The sequence below is a fragment of the Kineococcus gypseus genome, from assembly GCF_050871305.1.
GTDB classification, from domain to species: domain Bacteria; phylum Actinomycetota; class Actinomycetes; order Actinomycetales; family Kineococcaceae; genus Kineococcus; species Kineococcus gypseus.
This window is the reverse complement of sequence record NZ_JBJLRD010000010.1, coordinates 16541-37953: the sequence shown is the minus strand read 5'-3', so window position 1 is coordinate 37953 and position 21413 is coordinate 16541. Positions and strand designations below refer to the sequence as shown.

Annotated in this window: 19 protein-coding genes; 13 read left to right on the top strand and 6 right to left on the bottom strand. The window is 71.4% G+C overall.

Annotated elements, in window-relative coordinates:
- Positions 1 to 1121: 1121 nt before the first annotated feature.
- The 3 genes from ACRYMN_RS05515 to ACRYMN_RS05505 all read left to right on the top strand — a co-directional run bounded on the left by ACRYMN_RS05515 (position 1122) and on the right by ACRYMN_RS05505 (position 4842).
- Positions 1122 to 2108 (top strand): helix-turn-helix domain-containing protein, encoded by a 987-nt coding sequence (locus tag ACRYMN_RS05515; protein WP_432492806.1) that lies wholly within the window; start codon positions 1122 to 1124, stop codon positions 2106 to 2108.
- Positions 2109 to 2122: 14 nt separating this feature from the next.
- A complete protein-coding gene (locus ACRYMN_RS05510; RefSeq protein ID WP_432492804.1) occupies positions 2123 to 3118 on the top strand; it encodes an alpha/beta hydrolase in 996 nt (331 codons plus the stop codon).
- Positions 3119 to 3309: 191 nt separating this feature from the next.
- On the top strand, positions 3310 to 4842 hold the full coding sequence (locus ACRYMN_RS05505) for an MFS transporter (RefSeq protein ID WP_432492802.1): 1533 nt from the start codon (positions 3310 to 3312) through the stop codon (positions 4840 to 4842).
- 42 nt (positions 4843 to 4884) lie between these two features.
- Here ACRYMN_RS05505 and ACRYMN_RS05500 read toward each other — a convergent pair whose 3' ends face one another.
- A complete protein-coding gene (locus ACRYMN_RS05500) occupies positions 4885 to 5589 on the bottom strand; it encodes a TetR/AcrR family transcriptional regulator (protein WP_432492800.1) in 705 nt (234 codons plus the stop codon).
- 269 nt (positions 5590 to 5858) lie between these two features.
- Here ACRYMN_RS05500 and ACRYMN_RS05495 point away from each other — a divergent pair, with 269 nt between their 5' ends.
- A complete protein-coding gene (locus ACRYMN_RS05495; RefSeq protein WP_432492798.1) occupies positions 5859 to 6605 on the top strand; it encodes a 3-oxoacyl-ACP reductase family protein in 747 nt (248 codons plus the stop codon).
- A gap of 146 nt (positions 6606 to 6751) precedes the next feature.
- Here ACRYMN_RS05495 and ACRYMN_RS05490 read toward each other — a convergent pair whose 3' ends face one another.
- Positions 6752 to 7597 (bottom strand): alpha/beta hydrolase, encoded by an 846-nt coding sequence (locus tag ACRYMN_RS05490; protein ID WP_432492796.1) that lies wholly within the window; start codon positions 7595 to 7597, stop codon positions 6752 to 6754.
- A 267-nt stretch (positions 7598 to 7864) separates the two neighbouring features.
- Between ACRYMN_RS05490 and ACRYMN_RS05485 the strand changes: the two genes are divergently transcribed.
- Entirely contained in the window at positions 7865 to 8548 is a 684-nt protein-coding gene (locus tag ACRYMN_RS05485; protein ID WP_432492794.1) for an NADPH-dependent F420 reductase, read from the top strand.
- A gap of 910 nt (positions 8549 to 9458) precedes the next feature.
- Here the strand turns inward: ACRYMN_RS05485 and ACRYMN_RS05480 are convergent.
- Both ACRYMN_RS05480 and ACRYMN_RS05475 read right to left on the bottom strand, forming a co-directional pair.
- A complete protein-coding gene (locus tag ACRYMN_RS05480) occupies positions 9459 to 10253 on the bottom strand; it encodes a hypothetical protein (protein WP_432492792.1) in 795 nt (264 codons plus the stop codon).
- A 1-nt stretch (position 10254) separates the two neighbouring features.
- Positions 10255 to 11040, bottom strand: a complete 786-nt coding sequence (locus tag ACRYMN_RS05475; protein ID WP_432492790.1) for a hypothetical protein — start codon at positions 11038 to 11040, stop codon at positions 10255 to 10257.
- Between the two features lie 514 nt (positions 11041 to 11554).
- Between ACRYMN_RS05475 and ACRYMN_RS05470 the strand changes: the two genes are divergently transcribed.
- Positions 11555 to 11800, top strand: coding sequence for a hypothetical protein (locus ACRYMN_RS05470; RefSeq protein WP_432492789.1), 246 nt, complete (start codon positions 11555 to 11557; stop codon positions 11798 to 11800).
- A 39-nt stretch (positions 11801 to 11839) separates the two neighbouring features.
- Here the strand turns inward: ACRYMN_RS05470 and ACRYMN_RS05465 are convergent, their stop codons facing one another.
- Complete coding sequence (locus ACRYMN_RS05465; protein WP_432492787.1) at positions 11840 to 12031, bottom strand: hypothetical protein; 192 nt, start codon at positions 12029 to 12031, stop codon at positions 11840 to 11842.
- A 314-nt stretch (positions 12032 to 12345) separates the two neighbouring features.
- On the opposite strand from ACRYMN_RS05465, the gene ACRYMN_RS05460 reads away from it, so the two are divergent.
- Positions 12346 to 12726 (top strand): hypothetical protein, encoded by a 381-nt coding sequence (locus tag ACRYMN_RS05460; protein WP_432492785.1) that lies wholly within the window; start codon positions 12346 to 12348, stop codon positions 12724 to 12726.
- A gap of 2988 nt (positions 12727 to 15714) precedes the next feature.
- On the opposite strand, the gene ACRYMN_RS05455 is transcribed toward ACRYMN_RS05460, so the two are convergent.
- Complete coding sequence (locus ACRYMN_RS05455; RefSeq protein ID WP_432492783.1) at positions 15715 to 16404, bottom strand: hypothetical protein; 690 nt, start codon at positions 16402 to 16404, stop codon at positions 15715 to 15717.
- Between the two features lie 1338 nt (positions 16405 to 17742).
- On the opposite strand from ACRYMN_RS05455, the gene ACRYMN_RS05450 reads away from it, so the two are divergent.
- The 6 genes from ACRYMN_RS05450 (at position 17743) to ACRYMN_RS05425 (ending at position 21353) form a co-directional block, all read left to right on the top strand.
- Positions 17743 to 18855, top strand: coding sequence for a replication protein RepA (locus ACRYMN_RS05450; RefSeq protein WP_432492781.1), 1113 nt, complete (start codon positions 17743 to 17745; stop codon positions 18853 to 18855).
- A gap of 451 nt (positions 18856 to 19306) precedes the next feature.
- Positions 19307 to 19444 (top strand): hypothetical protein, encoded by a 138-nt coding sequence (locus ACRYMN_RS05445; protein WP_432492779.1) that lies wholly within the window; start codon positions 19307 to 19309, stop codon positions 19442 to 19444.
- 348 nt (positions 19445 to 19792) lie between these two features.
- Entirely contained in the window at positions 19793 to 20371 is a 579-nt protein-coding gene (locus tag ACRYMN_RS05440) for an Lsr2 family DNA-binding protein (RefSeq protein WP_432492777.1), read from the top strand.
- A gap of 373 nt (positions 20372 to 20744) precedes the next feature.
- Positions 20745 to 21035, top strand: a complete 291-nt coding sequence (locus tag ACRYMN_RS05435; protein ID WP_432492775.1) for a response regulator — start codon at positions 20745 to 20747, stop codon at positions 21033 to 21035.
- Between the two features lie 12 nt (positions 21036 to 21047).
- Entirely contained in the window at positions 21048 to 21209 is a 162-nt protein-coding gene (locus ACRYMN_RS05430; RefSeq protein WP_432492773.1) for a transcriptional regulator, read from the top strand.
- A gap of 12 nt (positions 21210 to 21221) precedes the next feature.
- On the top strand, positions 21222 to 21353 hold the full coding sequence (locus ACRYMN_RS05425; protein ID WP_432492956.1) for a hypothetical protein: 132 nt from the start codon (positions 21222 to 21224) through the stop codon (positions 21351 to 21353).
- Positions 21354 to 21413 lie beyond the last annotated feature (60 nt).

Genomic DNA, 21413 nt, shown 5'->3' with positions numbered 1-21413 from the left:
GTGCACGGTCCCCGTGAAAGACGTACGCCAGCGCCGTGCCTGGCTGCAGCGATGGGCTGCGGTGGCGTCGAGTTCCGGTGCTGGTGGGGTCCAAGGCTAGCCCGAGCTGTGTCGCCCTGGTTGCCTGAGCGAGCACTGGCGCTTGACGGATCCGTCCGGGGTTGTGCGCGCAGGTGTCCACGGCTCGCAACATCACCGCGAGATTTCGTGGTTGCGAGCATCCGATCCTACCTCGACCGTTGCATCAGCATTTGGCGCGAACAGCACCCGTGATGGGCGCCGCCGCTAATTGACGCGTGTGCGGTGCTGTCAGCGTCATGGTCGTACCGGTGCGCGGGTGGGCGTGCCGGCGTTGGTGATGAAGCACCCGGGCTCTGGCCCACTCGCGCCGCGGAGTTCGTCGCGCTGGTTCTGGCCCGTCCACCATCGCCCATCACCTGCTCATCCGCGTGCTCAGCGCTGCGCGCCCTCGCGCGCCCCCTTGTCCGTGCTCGTGTGCGTCTTCGCTCGTGGGCGCGCTTTAGGGCGTCCTCACGTGCTCGTAGCGGAGGTAGCCGGCGGCCCTTGGAGCGTCACCTGAGGCGACGAGGCGACGAGGCGACACCCGGGGCACACGCCATGTCGCAGGTGGGCCCTGTGAGCGCCGGGTGCACGAGGTCTGCCCACCTGGCAGCAGCGAGTCGGGACGTGCGTCGCCGACCGCCGTCTCCTTGAGCGTCGTCGCCTACACCTGGCGCCGCGGACACGCTGGCACGCTCGTAAGCACGTCATCGTGGACCTGATCAGCCCGTCCCCTCCGTCGCTGGGCCCTGACCCTGCAGGACCCTGACCCTGCAGGACTCTGTCCCTGCTGACCCTCGCCTGCGCTGCCCGTCGGAGGTGCCGGCGGCAGGCAGGTCAGCGCAGTCGGGTGAGCACCCAGGCGGGTGAGCAGCGGTGCTTGCAGCGAGCGAGAACGCGCGGGTCGATCGCCAGGAGAGCGGCGGAGCTGAGCGGTGCGCTGTCTCGACCGGGACGCGCGGCGCTCGATCTTGACGATCCGTGCACGCTTGAGCACCAGCTCTGGCGGCCCGGTCGGTGGCGGGCGTAGCGTCCAGCGCTGGACGTGGAGGAGAGCCGACATGGACGAGGCCGAAGCGCTGCCACCGACCTTCCTCCACGTCGAGGTGCGCGAATCTTGTGCTGAGCGCCCTGAGCGGGCCGGTGCGCACGCGCCAGCGCAGGCGCCTGCGCGGGCGCGCACCGTTGCGATCACCGAGCTGGGCTCGTTGCGGCTGGCGGTGGTCAGCGGTGAGGGTCTGCTGGTGCGTCGGGGCCTGGAGCACGTCCAGGCCGACGCCACCGAGCAGGAGCGCTTGCTGCTGGCCTTCATGGACCGCGGGCGCGCCGTCATTCGTCAGGACGGGCACGAGGCGTACATCGAGAGCGAGGAGTTCACCCTCCTGGACAGCGCCCGCCCGTTCACCTCGGCGATCGAGGTGCCTTTCGCCAGCCGGGTGTTTTCCTTCCCCAAAGCCGCCCTGGGTGTGGCCGATCGCGACCTGGCGCAGTTGACCGCCGTGCCGCTGCGCCGCGATCACGCGCTGAGCCCGTTCCTGCTGCCCTTCCTCGGCAGGCTCTCCAGCAGCGGCGCGAGCTTGCACCCCTCCACCCGTGAGCAGCTGGCTCGCAACGTCACCGACATCCTCGCGACCTTGATCAGCGACCACCTCACCGACGCGCCGCTGGAGGACGCTGCGCGGCGCACCCTGCTGCTGCGGGTGAAGGCCTACGTGCAAGCGCACCTGGACGACCCCGAGCTGTGCGCGCAGTCCATCGCCGTGCACCACCACATCTCGGTGCGCTACCTGTACAAGCTCTTCGCGGGGGAGACGACCTCCCTGAGCCGGTACGTGCTGCACTGCCGGCTCGAGCGCTGCCGCCGCGACCTGACCACCGTGGACCCGCGCTCGGCCTCGGTAGCGCAGATCGCCTACCGTTGGGGCTTCAGCAGTCCGGCGCACTTCAGCAGGGTCTTCCGCGACGCCTACGCGATGAGCCCTCGCGAGTACCAGGCCCGCCACAACCTGTGCTCTGGTGAGCGGGCACGGCGAGGTGGCCGGGGGTGACGGGGTGGACGCACGTGAGTGAGTGGGTCGCCGCCGAGGACCCCGTCGGGCCCAACCCGCACGGGTTGCCCCTCGAGCCCGCCGCGCAGGCCTTCGTCGAGGCGTCCGAGGCGCTGCCGTACCTGTACCGCCTGCCCGTGGCGCAGGCGCGGCGGATGATGGAGGAGCTGCAGAGCAGCAGCGCTGCGCGCCCGGTGGTGCAGGAGCAGACCCACCTGCTGCAGACCGGCGCCCACGGTCCCATCGCCGTGCGCGTAGTGCGACCGCCCGGTGCGGTGGGCGCCCTGCCCGTGCTCGTCTTCGTGCACGGCATGGGATGGGTATGGGGCAACGCCCAGACCCACGACCGGCTCGTGCGTGAGCTGTGCATCGGCACCGGCGCAGCCGTGGTCTTCCCCGAGTACGACCTCGCTCCCGAGGCGCGCTACCCCACGGCGCTGGAGCAGTGCTACGCCACTGCCCGCTGGGTGGCCGCCTGCGGCGGCGAGCTGGATCTGGACCCCACGCGCATCGCGGTGGCCGGTGACCAGATGGGCGGCACGCTGGCCGCCGCCCTGACCCTGCTGGCCGCGCAGCGGCGTGAGTTCGACTTCTGCCAGCAGGTCCTGCTCTACCCGGCCACCGACACCGACTTCGACACGGGCTCGTACCGGCGCTTCGGCCGCGGGTACGGGATGCGGCGCATCCAGTACCAGTGGTTCTGGGACCAGTACGCCCCCGACCCCCTCGACCGGCAGCTGCCCACCGTCGCCCCGCTGCGTGCCGGTGAGGACCAGTTGCGCGCGCTGCCTCCGGCGCTGGTCATCACCGCCGAAGCCGACTGCCTGCGCGATGAGGGTGAGGCGTACGCCCGCCGCCTGCGCGAGGCCGGCGTGCCGGTCCTGGCCATCCGGTACGCCGGCATCACCGGCGGCTTCGCCATGCTGGAGACCCTGCGCGGCACCCACGCGGCGCGTTCGGCCCTGCTGCAGGTCACCCACACCCTGAAGGAAGCCTTCCAGACGTCATGACCACGCAGACCCCGGCGCAGACCCCGGCGCAGACCCCGGCGCAGACCCCGGCGCAGTCACAGGCTCGAGCTTCCCGCGCTCGATCCCGTGACGGTGCCCAAGCCCGAGCCCGAACCCGAGCACGCACCCGTCGCCGTGTCGAGGAGACCGCGCCCGGCGCCCGGTTGATCGTGCGGCGCACCCCCTGGCGCGTGCTGCTGCTGTGCTGGGCCGTGCTGGTCCTGGAGGGCTACGACGTCGTCATGTACGGCACCGTGGTGCCTTCCCTGCTGCAGGTGCCCGGGTGGGACCTGGACAAGAGCGACGTCGGGCGCATCGGGTCGCTGGCCGTGGCTGGGATGCTCGCCGGCGCGTTGGCCGCAGCACGCTGCGCGGACCGGCGCGGCCGCCGAGTCGTGCTGATGGCCAGCGTGGTGCTCTTCAGCACCGGGATGCTCGTGTGCGCCTTGGCGCCGCACCCGGCCGCCCTCGCGCTGGGACGCTTGCTCGTCGGATTCGGGGCCGGCTGCCTGCTGCCGACGGTCAGCGCGTTCAGCGCGGAGTACTCCACCGCCGCCCAGCGCCACCTGGCGCAAGGGGTCGTCTTCAGCGGCATCGGCGTCGGGGGAGCTCTCAGCGCGGCAGCGGCGCTGCCGCTGGCCACCGATGGCGGCTTCCGCGCGATGTTCGCTCTCGGTGCGGCACCGGCCCTCCTGCTCATCCCCCTGCTGCTGCGCCACCAGCCTGAGTCGGCGGTGTACCTGGCAGCCCGCGGCGAGATCGCGCAGGCGCGTCAAGTCCTGGCCCGCCACGGCATCGACGCCGAGCTGCGCGACGCCGGCCTGCGTGACGGCCTGCGTGACGGCCCGCGTGACGGCCCGCGTGACGGCCCTGGTGGCGACGCCGACCGGGATGCCGCCCGCCGTTCGCTCGGTGGCCGCCTTGACTGGGCGCGAAGGGCTGTCGGGCCAGGACGCAGCGCTGATCGGCCGCTACCGGGTGGCGCGAAGACCTGGAGCGCGTGGCGCATGCTGCTCGGCGCTGGCGCCCGTGGGCGCACCTTGACCTTGTGGGCAGGCACCTTCTTCAGCCTGCTCGTGCTCTTCGGCGCCAACACGTGGTTGCCGGTGCTGATGACCAGCGCCGGCTACGACTTGGGCTCGGCGCTGGGCTTCGTCGTCGTCTTGAACGCCGGTGTCGTCGCCGGCTGCCTGCTCGGTGCCCACCTGGCAGACGCCGTCGGTGCACGCTTGATGATCCTCGTGTCGTTCGCGGGCGCCGCGCTGGCGTTGACGGCGCTGTCCTTCAGCCCGCCGCTGGCGCTGGGGTACCTGCTCATCGCCGTCGTGGGAGCGGGAGCGATCGGCACCCAGGTGCTGGTCAACGCGCGCATCGCCGCCGCCTACCCTCCCGCCGGGCAGGCCACCGCCTTGGGTGCCGCCTTGGGCGTGGGGCGCCTGGGAGGCGTCCTCGGACCCCTCTACGGGGCCTGGCTGCTCAGCGACGCCCTGCCGGACGGCGCTGGCTTCTACGGCCTGGCCGTGCCGGCGCTGCTGGCGGGAGTGGTCGTCAGCGCGGTGCGCTTGCCGCGCGAGGCTGCGGCGGCCACCGACAGCACCCACGCGAAGGACCGGTTGGGCGGCGAAGCGGGAACGTCGGCTCAGGTGGAGGCCGAACCGCAGGCGCAGGTGGTGACCGATCCGAACGTCGAGGTCGAGGCAGCGGTGCACGCGAAGCTGGGCTAGGACTCGCCGGACCCTCCTGCTGCAGCTCTCAGAGGTGGCTCGTCAGCTCGTCGGCTCGTCAGCCAACGCACTCACCGACAAGTCCTCCAGCGGCTCTGCTCGTAGATCCTCGACCCGCGGGTCCTCGAGCTTCAGGTCCTCGACTCGCAAGTGCCCGACCGGCGGTTCCTGTGGCGGCAGCACGGGCAGGTGCGACAGGACGCCGTCGGCCACGGCGCGCAGGTCCTCGCGGCTGGCGCCACCGACCGCTTGCACTGACATCCCCTGACCCACGATCACCAGGTACCGCGCCAGGTCCTCTGCGCTGGCACCCGTGGTCAGCTCGCCGAGCTCGCCGGCGCGCTCCAAGCGCTCTTGCAGCTCCTGCTGCGCCTGGCGGCGCAGCGCCGCCAGGTGCTCGCACGCGCCGCCCGCCTGAGGGCCGGCGGCCAGCGCGGCCCGGGTGAGCAGGCAACCGCGCGGGGTGTCCTCGCAGGTGTAGGCCCGCGCTGCCCCGTGCAGGAAGGCCGAGCACACCGCGAACGCAGTGGGCTGGCGCAGGGCGTGAGCGGGGAAGGCGCCGGGCCCGGCCAGGTAGCGGCGCACGGCCACGGCGAAGAGCTGCTCCTTGGCCCCGAAGGTCTCGTACATGCTCCGCCGGTTGATGCCCATCGCGGCGGTGAGCACCGCGATCGAGGCGCCCTCGTAGCCGGCCTGCCAGAAGGTGCGCATCGCCGCCTCCAGAGCCAGGTCGGGATCAAAGCTCAAGGGCCGACCCGCCATCGGTGTCCTCCTCCATCCTCCTGCGCGCCGCCCGGACCTCGAGCACCGCCGCCGCGGCCGGCCGACGCCGCCTCAGCAGTGAGGGAGCCGCCCGAGCATCCCCGGAACAACCCCTCAGCGACCCTGTCGGCGGCCGCTCGGCGCGGGCGCTTGGCGTGGGCAGCACCAGCTGCTGCCCACTGGAGGGAAGAAGAACGGAGCCGTCCCTGTTCCGACACCATACCGAAACGATCGGTTCGAAATGGGAGGCTCGCATGTCTGCTCGAACGCTCCACGGCAAGGCGGCGCTAGTGACCGGCGGCTCGCGCGGCATCGGTGCGGCGATCGTGCGCCGCCTCGCCGCCGAGGGCGCATCGGTGACCTTCACCTACACCAGCGCCCACGAAGAGGCCCAGCAGCTGCTCAAGCAGGTGCACGCCGACGGCGGGCGCGCTCGTGCGGTGCGCGCCGACAGCGGCGATCCGCGAGCGGTGCAGCAGGCGGTGGCACAGGCGGTCGAGGCGTTCGAGCGCCTCGACGTGCTGGTCAACAACGCGGGGATCGCGCACGTGGCCGCGTTGGCGGACTTCCCCCTCGACGAGGTCGACCGCATGCTCGCGGTCAACGTGCGCGGCGTCTTCGCCGCCATCCAGGCCGCCTCTGCGCACCTGCGCGAGGGAGGGCGCATCATCACCATCGGCAGTGTGAACGCCCAGCGCGTGCCCGTGGCCGGCTTGGGGGTCTACGCCATGACCAAAGCGGCGGTCGCCGGGCTCGGGCGGGGACTGGCGCGCGAGCTCGGTCCGCGCGGCATCACCGTCAACACCATCGCGCCGGGTCCGACGGCCACCGACATGAACCCCGACGCCGGTGACTTCGCCGATGCCATGCGCGCGATGCTGCCGCTGGGGCACTACGCGAGCCCGGCGGACATCGCCAGCGCCGTGGCCTACCTGGCCAGCCCCGAGGCGCGCTTCATCACCGGCACCACCTGGCACGTCGACGGCGGCTTCGCCGTCTGAGCCGCCCCGCCACCCGCGGCCGGCGTCGTCGGCAGCCGGCCGCGGGGGAGCGGGCCCCTGAACACGGCCCGTGGGTACGGCTCGTGGGTACGGCTCGTGAGTACGGCTCGCGGGTACGGCTCGCGGGTGCCCGCCAGGCGTACGGCTCAGCGAGACGCGCTGTGCGGCCGTGCGGAGATGCCCTGCTGCACCAGCCACTGCAAGGCCTTCGTCGCGACGTCGGCCCAGCCGGCATCGATGGTCAGGCAGTGACCACGGCCTTCGAAGACGGCCCAGTCCGTCGCCGCACCGGACTTGCGCTGCAACCGGTAGGAGGCTCGCACCGAGGCGTAGGGCACCGTGTGATCGGCCTTGCCCGCGATGATGAGCAGGGGCGCCCGGTCCGCCGGTCGAGGCACCGCTGCGGGGGAGGAGGGGCTGAAGTTGGCGGTGCCGGCTTCGAACAACGGCCGTCCCGGTGAGGGGATGGACCACTTCTCGTGCAGGAGGTCCGACTCCTCCTGGGAGAGCGCGTTGCCGAACGCGTAACGCCACTGCTTCCGGCTCAGCGCCACCGCCCGGTGCCGGTTGGTCGGTCTGCTCAGCACCGGCCACGCCGAACGCAGCTGCGCCGGCGGCAACGGCAGGACCCCGCGCATGGGGGCCGGGCAGATCGTCACCGCCGCCCGACCCGTTCCCCCAGCCAGCAGCTTCTGAGCGATCAGACCCCCGAAGGAGTGCCCGACGAGGATGGGAGGGCTCGGCAAAGCGGCGGCAGCGGCGGCGTAGTGCTCCGTCAGCGCCTCGATGCCCTGCCCAGCTTGAGCGCCAGCATCGGAGCGCGCGGACTGCACATCCAGCGCCTCGCCGGGATAGCCGGGAGCGGAGGTGGTGAAGCCCTGCCGCTCGAACATCGCCTGCCACGGCTGCCAGGCCAGGGTGGACACCCACAGCCCGTGGATGAAGAGCACCGGCACCGCTGCACGATCCGGCTGATCGATCGATTCCGACATGACGTTCTCCTCACTTCGGGGGTGGGGTCGGCCCGACGCTAGTGAGAGCGGTCTCGCAGAGCTTGCCCCAGCGCGCACGAGTTCTTGACCTCTGGCCGTGGGCAGCGGGGGAGCACTCGCCGGTCACGCCTGGAGAACCCCACCCGCGTGCGGTGAAGGGGGAGGCGACGGTCAAGCAGTCGTGCACGCATCCTCAAACGCTCCAGCACGCGGGCGCCTAGCCTGCCGGACGGCACTGCAGCCCCGGCCGGTGCGGGCCTGCCGAAGATGTCTGGCACCCGCACCAGGGGCGCTCGTACACCCCATCGCCTCGCAGCCCATCCACAAGCAGACCACGTCCAGGAAGGACACCCCATGACCGTGGGCATCATCGGTGCCGGCGCCATCGCCTCCGCGCTCGCCCTGCGCTTCGCGGCCGCTGGCCAGGCAGTGACCATCAGCAACAGTCGAGGACCTCACACCCTGACCGCCCACGCGAGTCGCTTGGGCTTCCAGGTGGCGGCGGGCACGGTGCAGGAAGCCGCCGCCTCGGAGTTCGTCGTCCTGGCGGTTCCCTGGCGCAGCGCCCCGGATGCCCTCGCCGGGGTTTCCGACTGGTCCGGGCGGATCCTGATCGATACCACCAACCCTCTGGGGCCACCCGACTTCCGCGTCGCCGACCTCGGGGGCAGGCCATCCACGAGCGTCATCGCCGACATGGTGCCCGGTGCGGCCGTGGTCAAGGCCTTCAACACCTTGCCGCCTGCCGTCTTGGCCGAAGACCCGCGCCACAGCGGCGGCCGGCGCGTCATCTTCCTCTCAGGCGACGATGCCGTCACGAACAAGCGAGTGCAGCGCCTCGTCGAAGGTGCCGGCTGGGCCGTCATCGATCTGGGCAGCCTCCACCTCGGAGGCCGGCTGCAGCAGTTCCCCGGCGGCGTCCTGCCTACCCTCGACCTGGCCTTGCGTTAACGACGGCGAGGTCCCAAGCCGTCATCTCAAGCGGTGATTCCATCGGCCGCAGTGCCCGGGCCAGCGAGCCGGAACGCACCCCGGCGACGCCGCTCTTACGCCGAGGGACGATTCGTGCCTGGCGCCGACCAGGCGCGGCACGGCCCAGCCCGTAGCACCTGAGCGGTGAAGCGGTGCAGCAGTCAACTCGTCGTTGCGTGAGCGCCCGTCGCCCTCTCGCAGACTGCATCGCAGATCCCGATGTCGAGCGAGCCGGGCGCGTGCCCATCAAGCACGAGCAGCACCGCAGACCCTGCACGCAGTCACGCCCGCCGCGGGCATTCAATCGAGCCGGCGATCCGCGCGGTGAGCGTTGCTCACGCGGCTGCGAGTCCAGCAGGCGGCCCTTGCTGCACATCCGGCTAGGCCCCACGGATGATCCACCTGCCGATGCGGCCACCCGGGCGATTATGAGCCCGTCGCTTCGCAGTCGACGCGGGCAGCCCCCGTAGTCACACATCCACGCCGTGGTGCCAGGGCGGGCGCTTGGCGGCCCGGCGCGCACGCTGGTGTGCAAGCCCAGCGATCCAGGGGCCTGAGGGTTTGGGGTGACTAGGGCCCCGGCGCGACCCTCGCGACGAAGTGTCCAACAAGGATCGCCGACGTGGTACGCCCAGCGGCGACGACGCGGCCCGCACTCGCGACGCGCCATCATGCGCGCCGTGCGAGTGATCGCGCACTGGTCGTGCGTGCCAGCGCTGCACCGCTCGCACAGCACTGCAGGCAGCACTGAGCGAGTCGGGTCCCACGAAGCCGGATGAGGCGGCCGAAAGATGGGCGCGGTCAGCGTCAGCTAGGCCGCTGCGCCCCTCCTCCACAGCCGGTTAAAGCATAACGTTGAATATGCTGAAACATGCGCCATCAAATGGCCCTAGTAAATGGTCAAATCAACGCCGACGATGTCGCGATCCTTGGGGTAAAAGTCGGCGTAGCGAGCTTGGATCTCCCCGTTCAGCCAGGCGAACGGGTCCTGACCCTCGGCGCGTGAGCGTGCCAGCGCTGCGGAGACGGCGTAGCCGCCCTTGTCGCCGATGGTCACGGCCCGCCCGTCCTTCAGGTGCACGGTGAAGCGCACGTTCTTGCGTCCTGCGCGCTGACCGCGGGCGGCCGCGCGCAGCCACGCGTTGACCTGCTGGCGGCCGTCTTCGCGGCCGCGACCACGCTGCGGGACGCGCACGGAGTGCTGGCGCGCGCCGCCGGGCAGGTACGTCGTGGACTGCGGCGGCTCGGGCGGTGTGCTCGGCTGCGCTGTACCGGTGCCCGGCGGGCCGGTGCGCCGACGCCGTCCGGTGGGGGCGGCTCCCGCGGCCGGCGGTGGTGTGGCCGGTGCAGGGGTTGGCTCTGCCGGCCGGATGGTGGTTGTGGCCGAGCCGCGGGGTGCTCGTACGGGCACCACCTGACCTGTGCGGTCGCGCCGGCGTGGGGGGCGGGTGGTGGCACGTCCGGTGTCGACGAGCTCGGTCAGGGTCGCGCGGTAGGCCTCGCCGCTGGTTTCTCCTCGTACGATCTTGCGGACCATGCGGGGGGAGCGCTCCAGCTCGTGCGCGATCTCGGCGATGGACATGCCGTAGGCGCGCAGGTCGGCGACCAGGTCGACGGGGCTGCGCGAGCTCGACGACGCAGGGTCCGGCGTAGTGGAGGCTGGCGTGCTGGGGGTGCGGGCCACCTCAGTTGTCCTCGTCCTGCTGGTCGCCCCCTGCGCCGGCGTGCTCGCCAGGGCTGTCGGCGCTCATGCTCTGGGGGATGGCGTGATCAGGATCGGCGCTCGGCGGCTTGGCGCGGTAGGACTGCGAGATCAGCTGTGAGATGCGTCCCGGCGTCAGCCCGCTCCACTGGGCCAGCAGGCTCTGGCTGAGGCCCTCGGGGTTGACCATGGTGGCCGGGTTCGCCCGGTACACCTGGCGGACGAGCTCCTTGCGCAGCTCGCGCAACGCCCGCACCCGCTCCTCGAGCATGATCAGCTCCGCCGCCAGCGCGGGCAAGGTGAGCATCGCCTGCGGGTCGTGGGCGATGCCGCGCTCAAGGGCGCGCTGACGCACTTGCTCGGGGCTGGCCGAGCTGAGCCAGGGGCCCTGCACGTCCAGCGCCTGCCGGCGGCGCACCATCCACGAGGGTCGAGAGATCTGCAGGTACCGGTTGGCCAGGGGAGCGGCGCCGTCGTAGAAGGCCAGGGAGAACGCGGCGGCGTGTGCGCGCTGCCAAGCCTGCTCGAGCTCGTTCTCGGTTTCGGTGAGCAGGTCGCGCACCCGCTGCAGCTTCTCGCTGTCGGGCTCGGCTGCGTGGGCGGTCAAGACGTCGCGTGCCTCCTGCTCGGCCAGGGCGCGCACCTGCGCGCGTTCGGCCACCGGGGTCGTGTCGGCAGGTGTGCCGGCGGCGCGCTTGGTGGCGTGGTCGGCGCTGCTCCTGCGCGCCGGCGCTCGGGAGGTGGCGGGGGTGTCGCCGCTTCGGCTCATGGGGATGACGACTCTCCTCAGGGTCGGGTGCATGCGGGCCAGACTGGGGCGGGTGCGCGCCGGCGTGAGCAGGCGTGAGGGCGTGCCCGTGATGGTGAGGCGGGGCGCCGGTGCGGTCGTCGCTGGGGACATCAGGCTCTCCTTCGGTGTCGTCGTGTCGATCTACCCGATCGCTGTTCGGGTGAGCGATAACCTTAGCATGTTAACGCTTCTTGGATGGGCAGTCGAGAGCGGGCCGTGTCGGTATGTGCTGCTTGACTTGAATATTGCTCCCACTCCTGATGTAGTCATGGTCGCTGTCCCTGTGGCTGAGCAGGCGCAAGCCCTCCGCCGCGCACGGCCACAGCACGCGGTGCAGGCGAGCTGCCGTGATGCGACCTGACTCGCCAGGGTGTGGGCAGCCGCAGTCAGTGGTGATCCTCTACCGGTGCGGCTGTGCACTGCCGAGAGGCCATGACAGGAGTTGCTCGAGGGCTTTGGCCTGTTTCGCCGAGTCAGACACAGCGTAGGTTGGATGGTCACCGACGGCCTCGTTCAACCTCGCTCGCTGGTCAGCGATCGATTGTGCGAGCTGCTTACCCTGCCGATGCCGCTATCGCATCCATCGGTGCACGGACGCGCGAGCTGTTCGCGCCGGAATGACCGTGCCGCGCTCGAGCGCATGGTCCTCGTGCTGCGCGCGGGCATCTGCATGGCCGAGGTGCTGCTGGAGTTGAACCATGGCTTGGGCTGGATGTGCTGGCGCCGGGTACGCCAGTAGCAACACGTCGGCGTGTGGTGGGGCCCGCGCGATGCCGCTCTAGCCCAGCTCGGTCGGCAAGAACCGCCCGATTGATTCGGAGCCAGCGCTGACCTTGACTGCACCTCGTTCACCGTGCGGTTCGGTGCGCGCGTCGAAAGGCGCTTCCGCATCCGAGGCTTTGCTGATCATGGAGGAGCGGGTCGGGTCGATCTTCCGCTCATCGACCCCACCCGCCCAGGACAGCATCACGCACATCCCCTCGCCTGTCAGCTAACGGTTGGGGGTGCTGGCCGCGGCGCCGGCCTGGGGTGCTGTGCAGGGTGTCGGCTGGAGTGCGTAGAGCACCGAATGGTGGATGCGATGAGGTGAGAAAGGCAGCTGTGGCAGAAAACGTCGGTGATCGATCCAAGTGTCCAAAAGCCCGGAAGGCACCACGGCGGGCAGGTCGTACTCTCTAGCCTTCGCCCACCACCTCGCCGAGAAGGAGCCGCCCGGTGTCGATGGACCGTGTACGCCCAGCCGTGCTGCTACGTGCTCCCAAGGCTAGCGCCCAGCATCTGGCCGTGCTGTGGAGGCGGCGCCGGCTGCGCCACGAGGTCGAGCGGCTGGTGGCCGGCTACGTCGGCGCCCTCGACCCCTACCAGGGCGTCGCGCAGGGCTGGCACGCTCAGCGGCGCTGGTCGGTGCTGCCCACCAGCACCGGCACGGTCAGCGTGAGCGTCAGCGTGGATCACGTCGCCACCACTGGGTCCTCCCTCGGTGACGACTCCAGGAGAGCCGGTGCCTCGGTGCCCGCCTCCGCCGACTCCAGCGAGCGCATGGCGCGCCCGGACTGGGAGTACGGGTTGCTGCAGGAGCTGCGCACGGTGCTGGCCGAGAACGGGCACGCGGTCAGCGAGGTCAAGACCGACTGGCGGGTGACGAGCCTGCAGGTGCACTCCTGAGAGTGCTTGCACGCCTCAGCGACCCGGCTCGGCCCTGCTCAGCCCCTGGGGCGCTCGCGGGAGTCGGTGCCGGCGGCGGGCCGTGAAGGACAGGCGCTCAAGCAGCTGCTGGTTTAGCCGTCGATCGAGGCGTTGACCCGGCTGTCGATCACGCCGTCGATCAGCACCCCAATGCCGCTGTTGCTCATGCCGCCAGATCGGCAGAAGCTGCCTCGGCGCCGAGCTTGCCGTGCAAGCCCGGTACGGCACTGGTGCTGGGCGGCGCGGCAGGTCCGAGGTCAGCTCTCGACGGCACCTGCTCATGCCGTTGGCCGACTCGCGCGCCCGATCGTGAGCCCGGTTGTGCGGTGCTCGTCCACCTCCTCGGCTGCGGCCGCGTGCCGGTGCCGTCCAGCGCTGCTGCACCTGCTGCCCCTGGTGCGCTGCGGGATCCCGCTCGCGAGAGTGTCAGCTGTAGACGTGCCCGGTGTGCTGCGCAGGCGCAGCTGTGTGCCCTGCGGCCAGGGCGGCCTTGACCTCTGCGGGCAGCTGGGCCCAACTGACCATCTGCGTCGTGGGCGGCGGTGCTGATGCTCGGCGTCCGTCAGGTGGTGCAGACGCTGGCGTGGTCTGCAGGCGTGTCGCCGGCCCGCTCACCGTCGATGCCGTGCGCGCAACTGGTGAGGTCGCAGCGGCGCCGAGGGTCGCGCTCGTCGGCTGGGCGGGGCAGGGGGGTGTCCATGCGGCGAGGGCGCCGAAGAGGACTGCCAGGGGCAGCGCCCCGGCCACGAGCAGCACTCGCTGGGTGCGGCTGGCTTCGACGGCGAGGGGGATGAGCGTCATGGAGGCGAAGGAAGCCGCGGCGACGCTGAGCGCCTTGCGGGTATGGATGCTCGACATGTCCGCGCGCCCTTCCTCGGCCGGTGCCCTCGGCTGCTGTGTCCTGACCTGCTGTCTCGTGCCGTCCAGCTGACCTGCTGTCTTGCGCGCCATCGTGCTGTGCTCGGCGCCCCGCAGACTGGGCAGCGGGAAGCCGCCGCGCGCAGTCGAGAGGCTCAGCATCGCCCATCAGGGCCTTCCAGCGCGAGAGGACAGGCGCCACGCTCGCGTGTCATGCCTACCGTGACGGCCGCAGACGCGCGATGGCCGCAGACGTCACCGCGGCTTGCCGTCACTGTGCGCAGTGAGCCGGCAGGAGGCGAGCGCAACAGGGCGCGGCCGGGCCCTGCTCGGTGGAAGCTAGAAGGCGCAGCGCAAGGAGCCGCGGCCGGTGGACCCACCTCACGCGCGAGGCCATGGGTGCGGGTGCGGGTGCAGGTCTGAGTGCGGATGCAGGCCGGTGCGCGTAGTGCCTATGGCGCGCGCTGAGCCCCTTGAGAGGTGAGGCTCGCCCAGCCCTCATGCGCGTGGGTGCCGTCGCCCCGGGGCGCGCGCTCACCGCTGGGTGAATGGCCGGTCAGCGACTGGCGTCGATCAGGACGCTGCTGCGCCCGATGTCAGGAGCCCGGTGCCGGCGGCGCGGGCGTTCACGAGGCTTGCTCTTGGGGATGGGGAGCGATCGTCCGGCCGGCGCTACCGACGCCGGGGTGCAGCATGCGTACGGGGTGAGTGCCGTCAGGCCCGTCCAAGGCAGGGTGCGTGGCACTGGCGGAAAAGCTCGTCGTGGAAGGTGTCGATCAGTTCGAGGGCGGCGGTGACCTCGCCGATGCACTTGGCACACGCGGGCATCGAGTGTTGATCAGTCAAATCGGGGTGGCGGCAATCTAAGAGCAGCTTCCTGCTCGGTGAGCACACTTGGGGGCGCCGATGTCCTCGTGGGCGGTCGGGGCCAAACCATGGCCTCCCTCGCGGAGCATCGCCGGCCTCGATGTGGCTCGCCAGAACCGAGGGAGCCCTTAACAATAGCAAGCTAACAAAGATTGGTGTGAGGGGTCTCATGCTGCCCGTGCTCGTCTTCCGACCATCGCTGAACCGTCATGCCGCGTGCCTTCACCTGACTCAGGATCGAAAGTGCATCGATCGCACGTGGCACACCCGCACCAAGCACGTGGTGAGGCGGCTACCTGCAGGAAGTTGCCGTCTCGCCACCTCGCCCTTGCGAGCGCGTTGCCCTCAAGTGCAGGCCCGGTCCTCCCGCGACCGACGTCTTCATCGATGTCCTCATCATCGAGGTCGGTCAGGTGCCACCTGGCGCGGTCACCACCACCATCCGGCAACAGGATGACCCAAGGACACGTCCCGGTATCGATCACGTCTCGGTTCCTCGAAGGGAGCTGTTCGTGTAGCGCCGGGAACACTCGCGTGGCTCCATGGAAGACGCGCACCCGGCGCGGCGAGACCGTGATGAGGAGGACGCGATGCCCCGAGCACTCACCAGCAGTCAGCGGCCGAAGAATCGCCACCGCTTACCCGATCCGCTCCCACAAGCCGGCGCCCACCGCGGCGCCGCGTGCGACCGAGCTCCACACCCCAGCGAGGCATGGCCGCAGACATGGACAGAGGCATGGTCGACGGCCGACGACGAAGTAGCAGCGTTGCGCGGTAGCGACGGCCTGACGGCCGTCGAGCGTGATGCGCTGGCCCACCGCTACGACGTCACGCTCCGCATCGCCCTCTGATCCGTCCGGACCGCTGCGATCGCTGTGTTCCTCGACCTCCCCACCGGCCCTGCAGGCGATCGGCGTACCGCTGACAGCCCAGGCTCTTCCTGCCGGTGGGGACGACACTGCACCAACTGCATCCCGTGAGCTCGCGACGGCCGGGTACGTCGCTGGCGTAGCCCGTCGCTGACGTGGTCCCCCGCGGTCGTACGCGGCGCTATCCTGGGTCGGCGCAGACGTGGTTCGCAAGGGTCCAAGCCAGCTCGCCGTAGCCTGCACGCCCCTGGAACAGCCCACTCGCACCACCTCGATGCCACAGCATGAGATTGCCGAGTGTTCTGCGAGCACTGTGACTCCGTGAGCGCCGTGCCGTCGATCGGCGCCGGCTGTCAGGCCGCGCTCCTGCACCTCAGCCCGGTGGGCGGCGCAAGGCGGCCAGGGCGTGCGCGGCTGCGCGGTCCCAGTTGCCGGTGGCCAGCGCGGTGAGCACCTCGCGTGCCGACAGGCCCGCTTCGGCGGCCAGCAGCGCATCGGCCACCGGCACCTCAGCCCACGCGACGTCGATGGCGCAGGCTCGCCCCGAGGCCCGCAGAGCCTGCGCCCCCCAGCGTCCAACAGCTCCTCCCGCCACGGCGGCGTCCCTGTCTGCGCCCGACTGCGCGCCGAGGGTGCGCGCCAGCTGCTGATGCTCACGCGCGCTCCACCCCGCCCGAGCGAACGGCAGCAGCCATGCGCCGGGAAGTGCCGGGTCTTCCACCAGTGGGCCAGGGTGCGGGCCGCGCCAGGTGGCCAGCAGAGCGGGACTGAAGCCGGCGAGGTGCCAGTAGGCGATGGCTGCCACGCTGGGGCGGTGCAAGACGCTGGCGGTGTACGGCAGGTGCTCGCGCAGCTCCCGGCGCCAGTGGTGCACCAGGTCCATTCCGATGCCGTGCATCGCCGCCTGCAGCATCTCCAACTGGGCGTGGTGCTCAGCCGCCATCGTGGACGCCGGCACCCGCTGCCGGTAGGCGCTGAGCAGCTGCTCGGCCGGCTGCGCCAAGGCCCACGCCTGCTGCACCATCCGCTCCCAGCGCAGCGCGAAGCGCACCAGCTCACCCACGGGCTCACCCTCGGGCTCGCCGCTGGATCCGCGGGCCGCTTCGGTGAGCAGCTCATGGGCGAAAGCGGCATCGTTGAAAGCTGCCGCCAGGACGCTGACGGCAGACTGCCCAGGCGCGCGGTCCAAGATCAAGTGCAGCACGCGCGGCAGCGCCCGCGCCGGTGCTGCGCCTCGTCCACCGGCGCGAGCTCCCGATGGCCACCGCGTCCTCTCCGCAGCAGCCGCGTCGACGTCCTCCTCCAAGCGCACGGTGAGGGTGTGCCACCAGCGGTCCACCGGCTGCCCGGTGGCACCCAGCGCCGCCCTGAGCGCCGGCGACTGCTCGTCCTCGTGCAGGTGCACGCTCCACCGTGCACACCGCCAGCCCGGCCCGTGCGCTGCCGCCAGCGGCAGGCGGGCCAGCGGCCGCATCGACAAGTCCAAGATGCGCACCCGCGCATCAGCCCCACCTCCTGCAGCCCGAGCACCGACGCTCGATGCCGCCCCTGCACGCGCGCGCTCCTGCCCGGGCGCAGGGACGTCAGCGGCACTCATCGCCACATCCTCCCCGTCCCCCGCCGCCACCTGCGGCACAGGTGCCCAGTGGCCCCCTGCTGGCGCCCTCCACTCCCACGCTGTTCAGCCCAGTGCTTCTGTCCGATCGACCCGTGCTGCTGCCCGAAGCAGATGCGTCGCTGAACAGCCGGGTGCACTCGGGCAGCGCGCAGCTTTGGCCCTCGAGCTGCAGCTCGCGCACCCCGCGCGCGTGCAGCACCCAGGAGCGCTTCATCCACAGCCGACGACGCCGACTACAGGTAAAGATCTCTACAGGGACAGCTACAGGGGGACCCGCGCAAAGCGGCCCTGACCTGCAGTGATGCTCTCCAGGGCGGCGCCAGAAATACGTGAGAGCGGCGCCAGAAATACGCGCCCTCCTGCACCAATGCCCACCCGAGGGCGGCGCCAGAAATACGTGACTGACGCCCGCCATCCACCGGCTCCTGTGAACACCCGCCGGGGCCGCAGACGAGCGCCTGCCCACCCTTCCAGCGCACCTCAGCCGCCATGCGCAGCCGGCGCTCGCGGGCACCTCGTGCACCTCGGGGCACAGCATTCGGCGCGCTCGCGGCAGGCGTGTGCGCGCACCTCGGCGTAGGCCGATCAAGCGGGCGCCCGTGCGGCTCGCCAGCGCAGGGCAGTCGGCAACCAGGGGCATCGGGGACCAAGCTCGTCGGGGACCAGGCGCGTCGGCGAGCAGGCGGCCCCTCCGCGCAGCCATCGGCGGCATCGCCGGTACGCCCCCTCGGCTGCTGAGTGCACCAACACACCCGCGCAGGTGCGTGACCGGCGCGTGCCTAAGTGGAAGGCTTCGCGTTCGTGACCCGCAAGGCCGGTCGACCGCCGCGCGATGACCTCGCCTGGCTGGATGAGGCCGCCCAGCTGTGGGACCAGGCCCACGCCGACATCGGCTACCTCGCCCGCGTCTTCGCCCAGACCTCCCTGCCCTACCGCGACCCCGGCGAGATCCCGCTCTGGCAGCGCCGCAACGGCGGCTTGACCCTCACCCTGCAGCCCGGCGTCCCGCTACCCGCACCCGACGGCACCGTCTCGCCCATCGGCTACCCCTTCGGCACCCTGCCGCGGTTGCTGCTGGCGTGGCTGACCACCGAGGCGGTGCGCACGAAGTCCCGCACCATCCCGTTGGGGGAGTCCCTCAGCGACTTCTGCCGCCAGCTGCAGCTGCCCATCACCGGCCTGCAGATCCGACGCCTGAAGGACCAGGCGCGCCGGCTGTTCAACGCGCGCCTGTCGGTGCACTACGTCGAGCACCTGCACCTCGAGCAGCGCCGGCAGGTGCGCCAGGAAGCCGGGCAGAACCTGATCATCGCCTCGCGCTATGAGTTGTGGACTTCCACCCAGCGCAGCCCAAAGGCCACCAGCGATTCCACCGGTGCCCCCACTGGGGCTACGCGGCCCGCGGGCGAGGCTGCGGTAGGGATCAAGGGCGCCACCACGCGCAGGTCGAAGCCGGAGGGCAAGCGCGCCGGCACGGTAGGCGCACGGCAGGACGTGCTCGCCGTCGAGGTCGCCTTGCCCTCCAGCGTCACCCTCAGCGCTGAGCTGTACGAGGAGGTCACCCACCGTCCCGTGCCCGTCGACATCGGCGCGCTGCGCCTGCTGCGCGGCTCTCCGCTGCGCCTGGACGTCTACACGTGGCTGACCTACCGGATGAGCTACCTGCGAAAGCCCGTGGTGGTCACCTGGGAGCAGCTGCGTTTCCAGTTCGGCACCCAGGTGAGCACCCCGCGCGGATACCGGCACTTTCGCGCGGACTTCTCCGAGGCGCTGCGCTGGGTGCTGGCCATCTACCGCGAGGCCAAGGTCGACGAGGTCGCCAACGGCATCCGCCTTCGCCCCTCGCCGCCGCACGTCAGCCGAGGCACGCGCCCCGCCCTCGACCGGCGCGACTGACCCGGCATCACGTTCGCCAGCACCACCAGCCAGTCACGGGCACGGCCCCGCGAGCCAGGCACTGCCCGCCGCCCGGGTCGACGTCCTGACACCAATGCGCAGGATGAGGCCGCGCGCCCTGCACACCGGCTAGGGCAGCGATGCGTCTCGCGCTACTCGCAAGGCAGCAGAGCGATCCACCGGCATGTGCGCCACGTCAGCTCCCGCGCTCGGGTTCAACGGCAGGGAGGTGGGCCAGACATCACTTACGCAGCTCGCGGCGCCCAGCAGCAGGTCGGCCGTGCCACCGCATCGGCCCGTGAGCGTGATGGACGCCGACCGAACCGGCGGCGAGCGGGGAGGGGCCAGTAGTAAGCGGTACCGCTTGCGCTCGATCACAGTTCTGCGTTCACTAAGGGCGGCGCACAATTCCCGCGGCTAGCGTGCCGCGCATCAGAACCGGAGCCCTCTCATGGCCAGAGCTGAGCACGCCGTCTCGCTGAACACCCCCACCCCGATCGCTGTCGGCTCGCGCGCGGTGGAGCTGCCCGTGCGGCGAGGTGGGCGCCGCATCGGTGTGCTGACCATCACCGACAAGGGCGTGCAGTGAGACCCGGCGACGTCCAAGCCGGCGGTCGACGTCAGCTGGGAGGAGCTGCCCGCCGCCTTGGCCTCGGCAGCCTCCACTCCATCCACCACCGGCGGCGTGGGCGCGACGGCTGCACCCAGTGCCCGCAAGCGGACGACGAGCGGGGCGAGCAAGGCGAGCACCTCGAACGCGGTGAGCACCTCGGGCGCGGTTGCGTCTGCACCCGCTGACGGAGCAGGCGGCAAAGGCGCCACCACGAAGCCGCGTGTGGCTGGAGGAAGCGCTGCACGTCGCAGCTCGGCCCGCGCTGCTCGTCAGGCGAGCGGGCGTCCCGACGCGGTCATCGCCGGTGCACCCGAGGAGCATCGTGTGGACTCGACCGGCGCAGCGCCGAGCGCGAGCACCGACGCGGGCAGCAGCGCAGACCTTGTCGCAGGCACCAGCGAAGCAGGCACCAGCGAGGCAGGCGGTATTGATGCGCGCGCCAGCGAGGCTGTGCACGTGCCCGGCCAGCCGCTGCTGCCTCGAGAAGACGAGAGTGCTCCGGACATCGAGGAGTCCGGCGTCGGGGCCTCCTCCGACGCGCAGGAGTCGCCCGGCACCCCGGTGGTTGCTGCAGCGGACCCGGCAGCTGAGCCGGCGCCGATCGTGGACCTGGCCGCCTCTGCGAGCGCCGCCGCACCAGCGGCCCGGGGCGCGAAGCGCGGCAGCGCCACCCGCAAGAGTGCGAAGAAGGCGCCGCCGCGCCGGGCCGGGGAGCCGGCCGCGCAGGAGGTCACCTCTGCGCCGGCCAGGGCGAAAAGCTCCACCGTGCCCGCTGAGGGCGCCGATACCGCCCGCCTGGACGCAAAAGCGGTACGCCAGTGGGCGGCGACCAACGGCATCACCGTGCCTGCCCGGGGACCGTTGAGCACCGCCGTGCGCGAGCAGTACCTGGCGGCCAACTGATCTTCGCGGCAGCGGCAAGGCTGAGGCTGCCGCCTGATGCCGCCGCTGGCGGCGCTCTGGATCGTTGCGGTCTGCAGGCTGCCTGCGTGGTCGGTCACGGGCTGACCGCCCTGGCGCTGGAGCTGAAGGTCACCTCTGACCACGCCGCGAGCGCCGGGGGTCCACCTGCGGGTGCGCAACGACGACCGGGGCGACGGCCGGGGCGAACGGTGACCGTGATCGAACCACGGCCCCAGCGGCGTAGCCGAGCGCGTCGGGGACGTCGGCGGCGCGGTTCCCTTCGCCATCGCACCCGGATCTGGTTTCACGGTCGAGCTGCGGGTAGGCGCGTGAGCGCCCCGGTCCGCGTCAGGGTTCGGGCGACCTAATTCTGGTGCGCCGGAAGAACCGCAGCTTGCTCGTGCTCAGTGACGAGGTTGACGTGGTGGGCGAGGCGGGGGACGGCCAGGAGGCGCTCGAGCTCGTCGCCCGCGGTGGCGTCGACGTGCTCCTGCTGGACCTGCGCATGTCCCAGTGTGACGGCATCGCTGTCCTGCAGGTCCTGCGCGAGCGCGGTGCCGCCGTGGCCGCGCTGGTACCGACGACGTTCGACGACGAGCTGGTGCTGGCCGCGCTGCGCGCCGGAGCCCGCGGTTATCTGCTCAAGGGTGTGAGTCTCACGTAGCTGGTCGGCGCCGTGCGCACCGTCGCGGCCGGCGGCACGATGCTGCGGCCCGCGCTGACGGAGCGGTTGCTGCGCGCCGTGGCGGCCCGGTCGGCGGCGCCCGTCCACCTCGGCGCCCGCGAGCATCTGACGCCGCGGGAGCTGGACGTGCTGCGCCTGGCGGCGGCGGGCTAGCCGAACGAGGAGATTGCCGCGGCCCTGCACTTGGCGTCGGGGACCGTGAGGGACCACGTGGCCGCGGTGCTGGTGAAGGTCGGCGTCCGCGACCGCACGCGCGCGGTGGTGCGGGCCCGGGAACCGGGCCTGCTGGACGGTTGAGCCGGACGGTTGAGGGCGCAGCGTGCTGCCCGGGCAGCAGCGGTGAGCGCCGTGGTGCGA

Coding starts and splice junctions, on each gene's coding strand:
- ACRYMN_RS05515 (WP_432492806.1), top strand. CDS start 1,122: ATGGACGAGGCCGAAGCGCTGCCACCGACCTTCCTCCACGTCGAGGTG.
- ACRYMN_RS05495 (WP_432492798.1), top strand. CDS start 5,859: ATGTCTGCTCGAACGCTCCACGGCAAGGCGGCGCTAGTGACCGGCGGC.
- ACRYMN_RS05490 (WP_432492796.1), bottom strand. CDS start 7,597: ATGTCGGAATCGATCGATCAGCCGGATCGTGCAGCGGTGCCGGTGCTC.
- ACRYMN_RS05485 (WP_432492794.1), top strand. CDS start 7,865: ATGTCTGGCACCCGCACCAGGGGCGCTCGTACACCCCATCGCCTCGCA.
- ACRYMN_RS05475 (WP_432492790.1), bottom strand. CDS start 11,040: ATGAGCCGAAGCGGCGACACCCCCGCCACCTCCCGAGCGCCGGCGCGC.
- ACRYMN_RS05470 (WP_432492789.1), top strand. CDS start 11,555: ATGGTCACCGACGGCCTCGTTCAACCTCGCTCGCTGGTCAGCGATCGA.
- ACRYMN_RS05445 (WP_432492779.1), top strand. CDS start 19,307: ATGGCCAGAGCTGAGCACGCCGTCTCGCTGAACACCCCCACCCCGATC.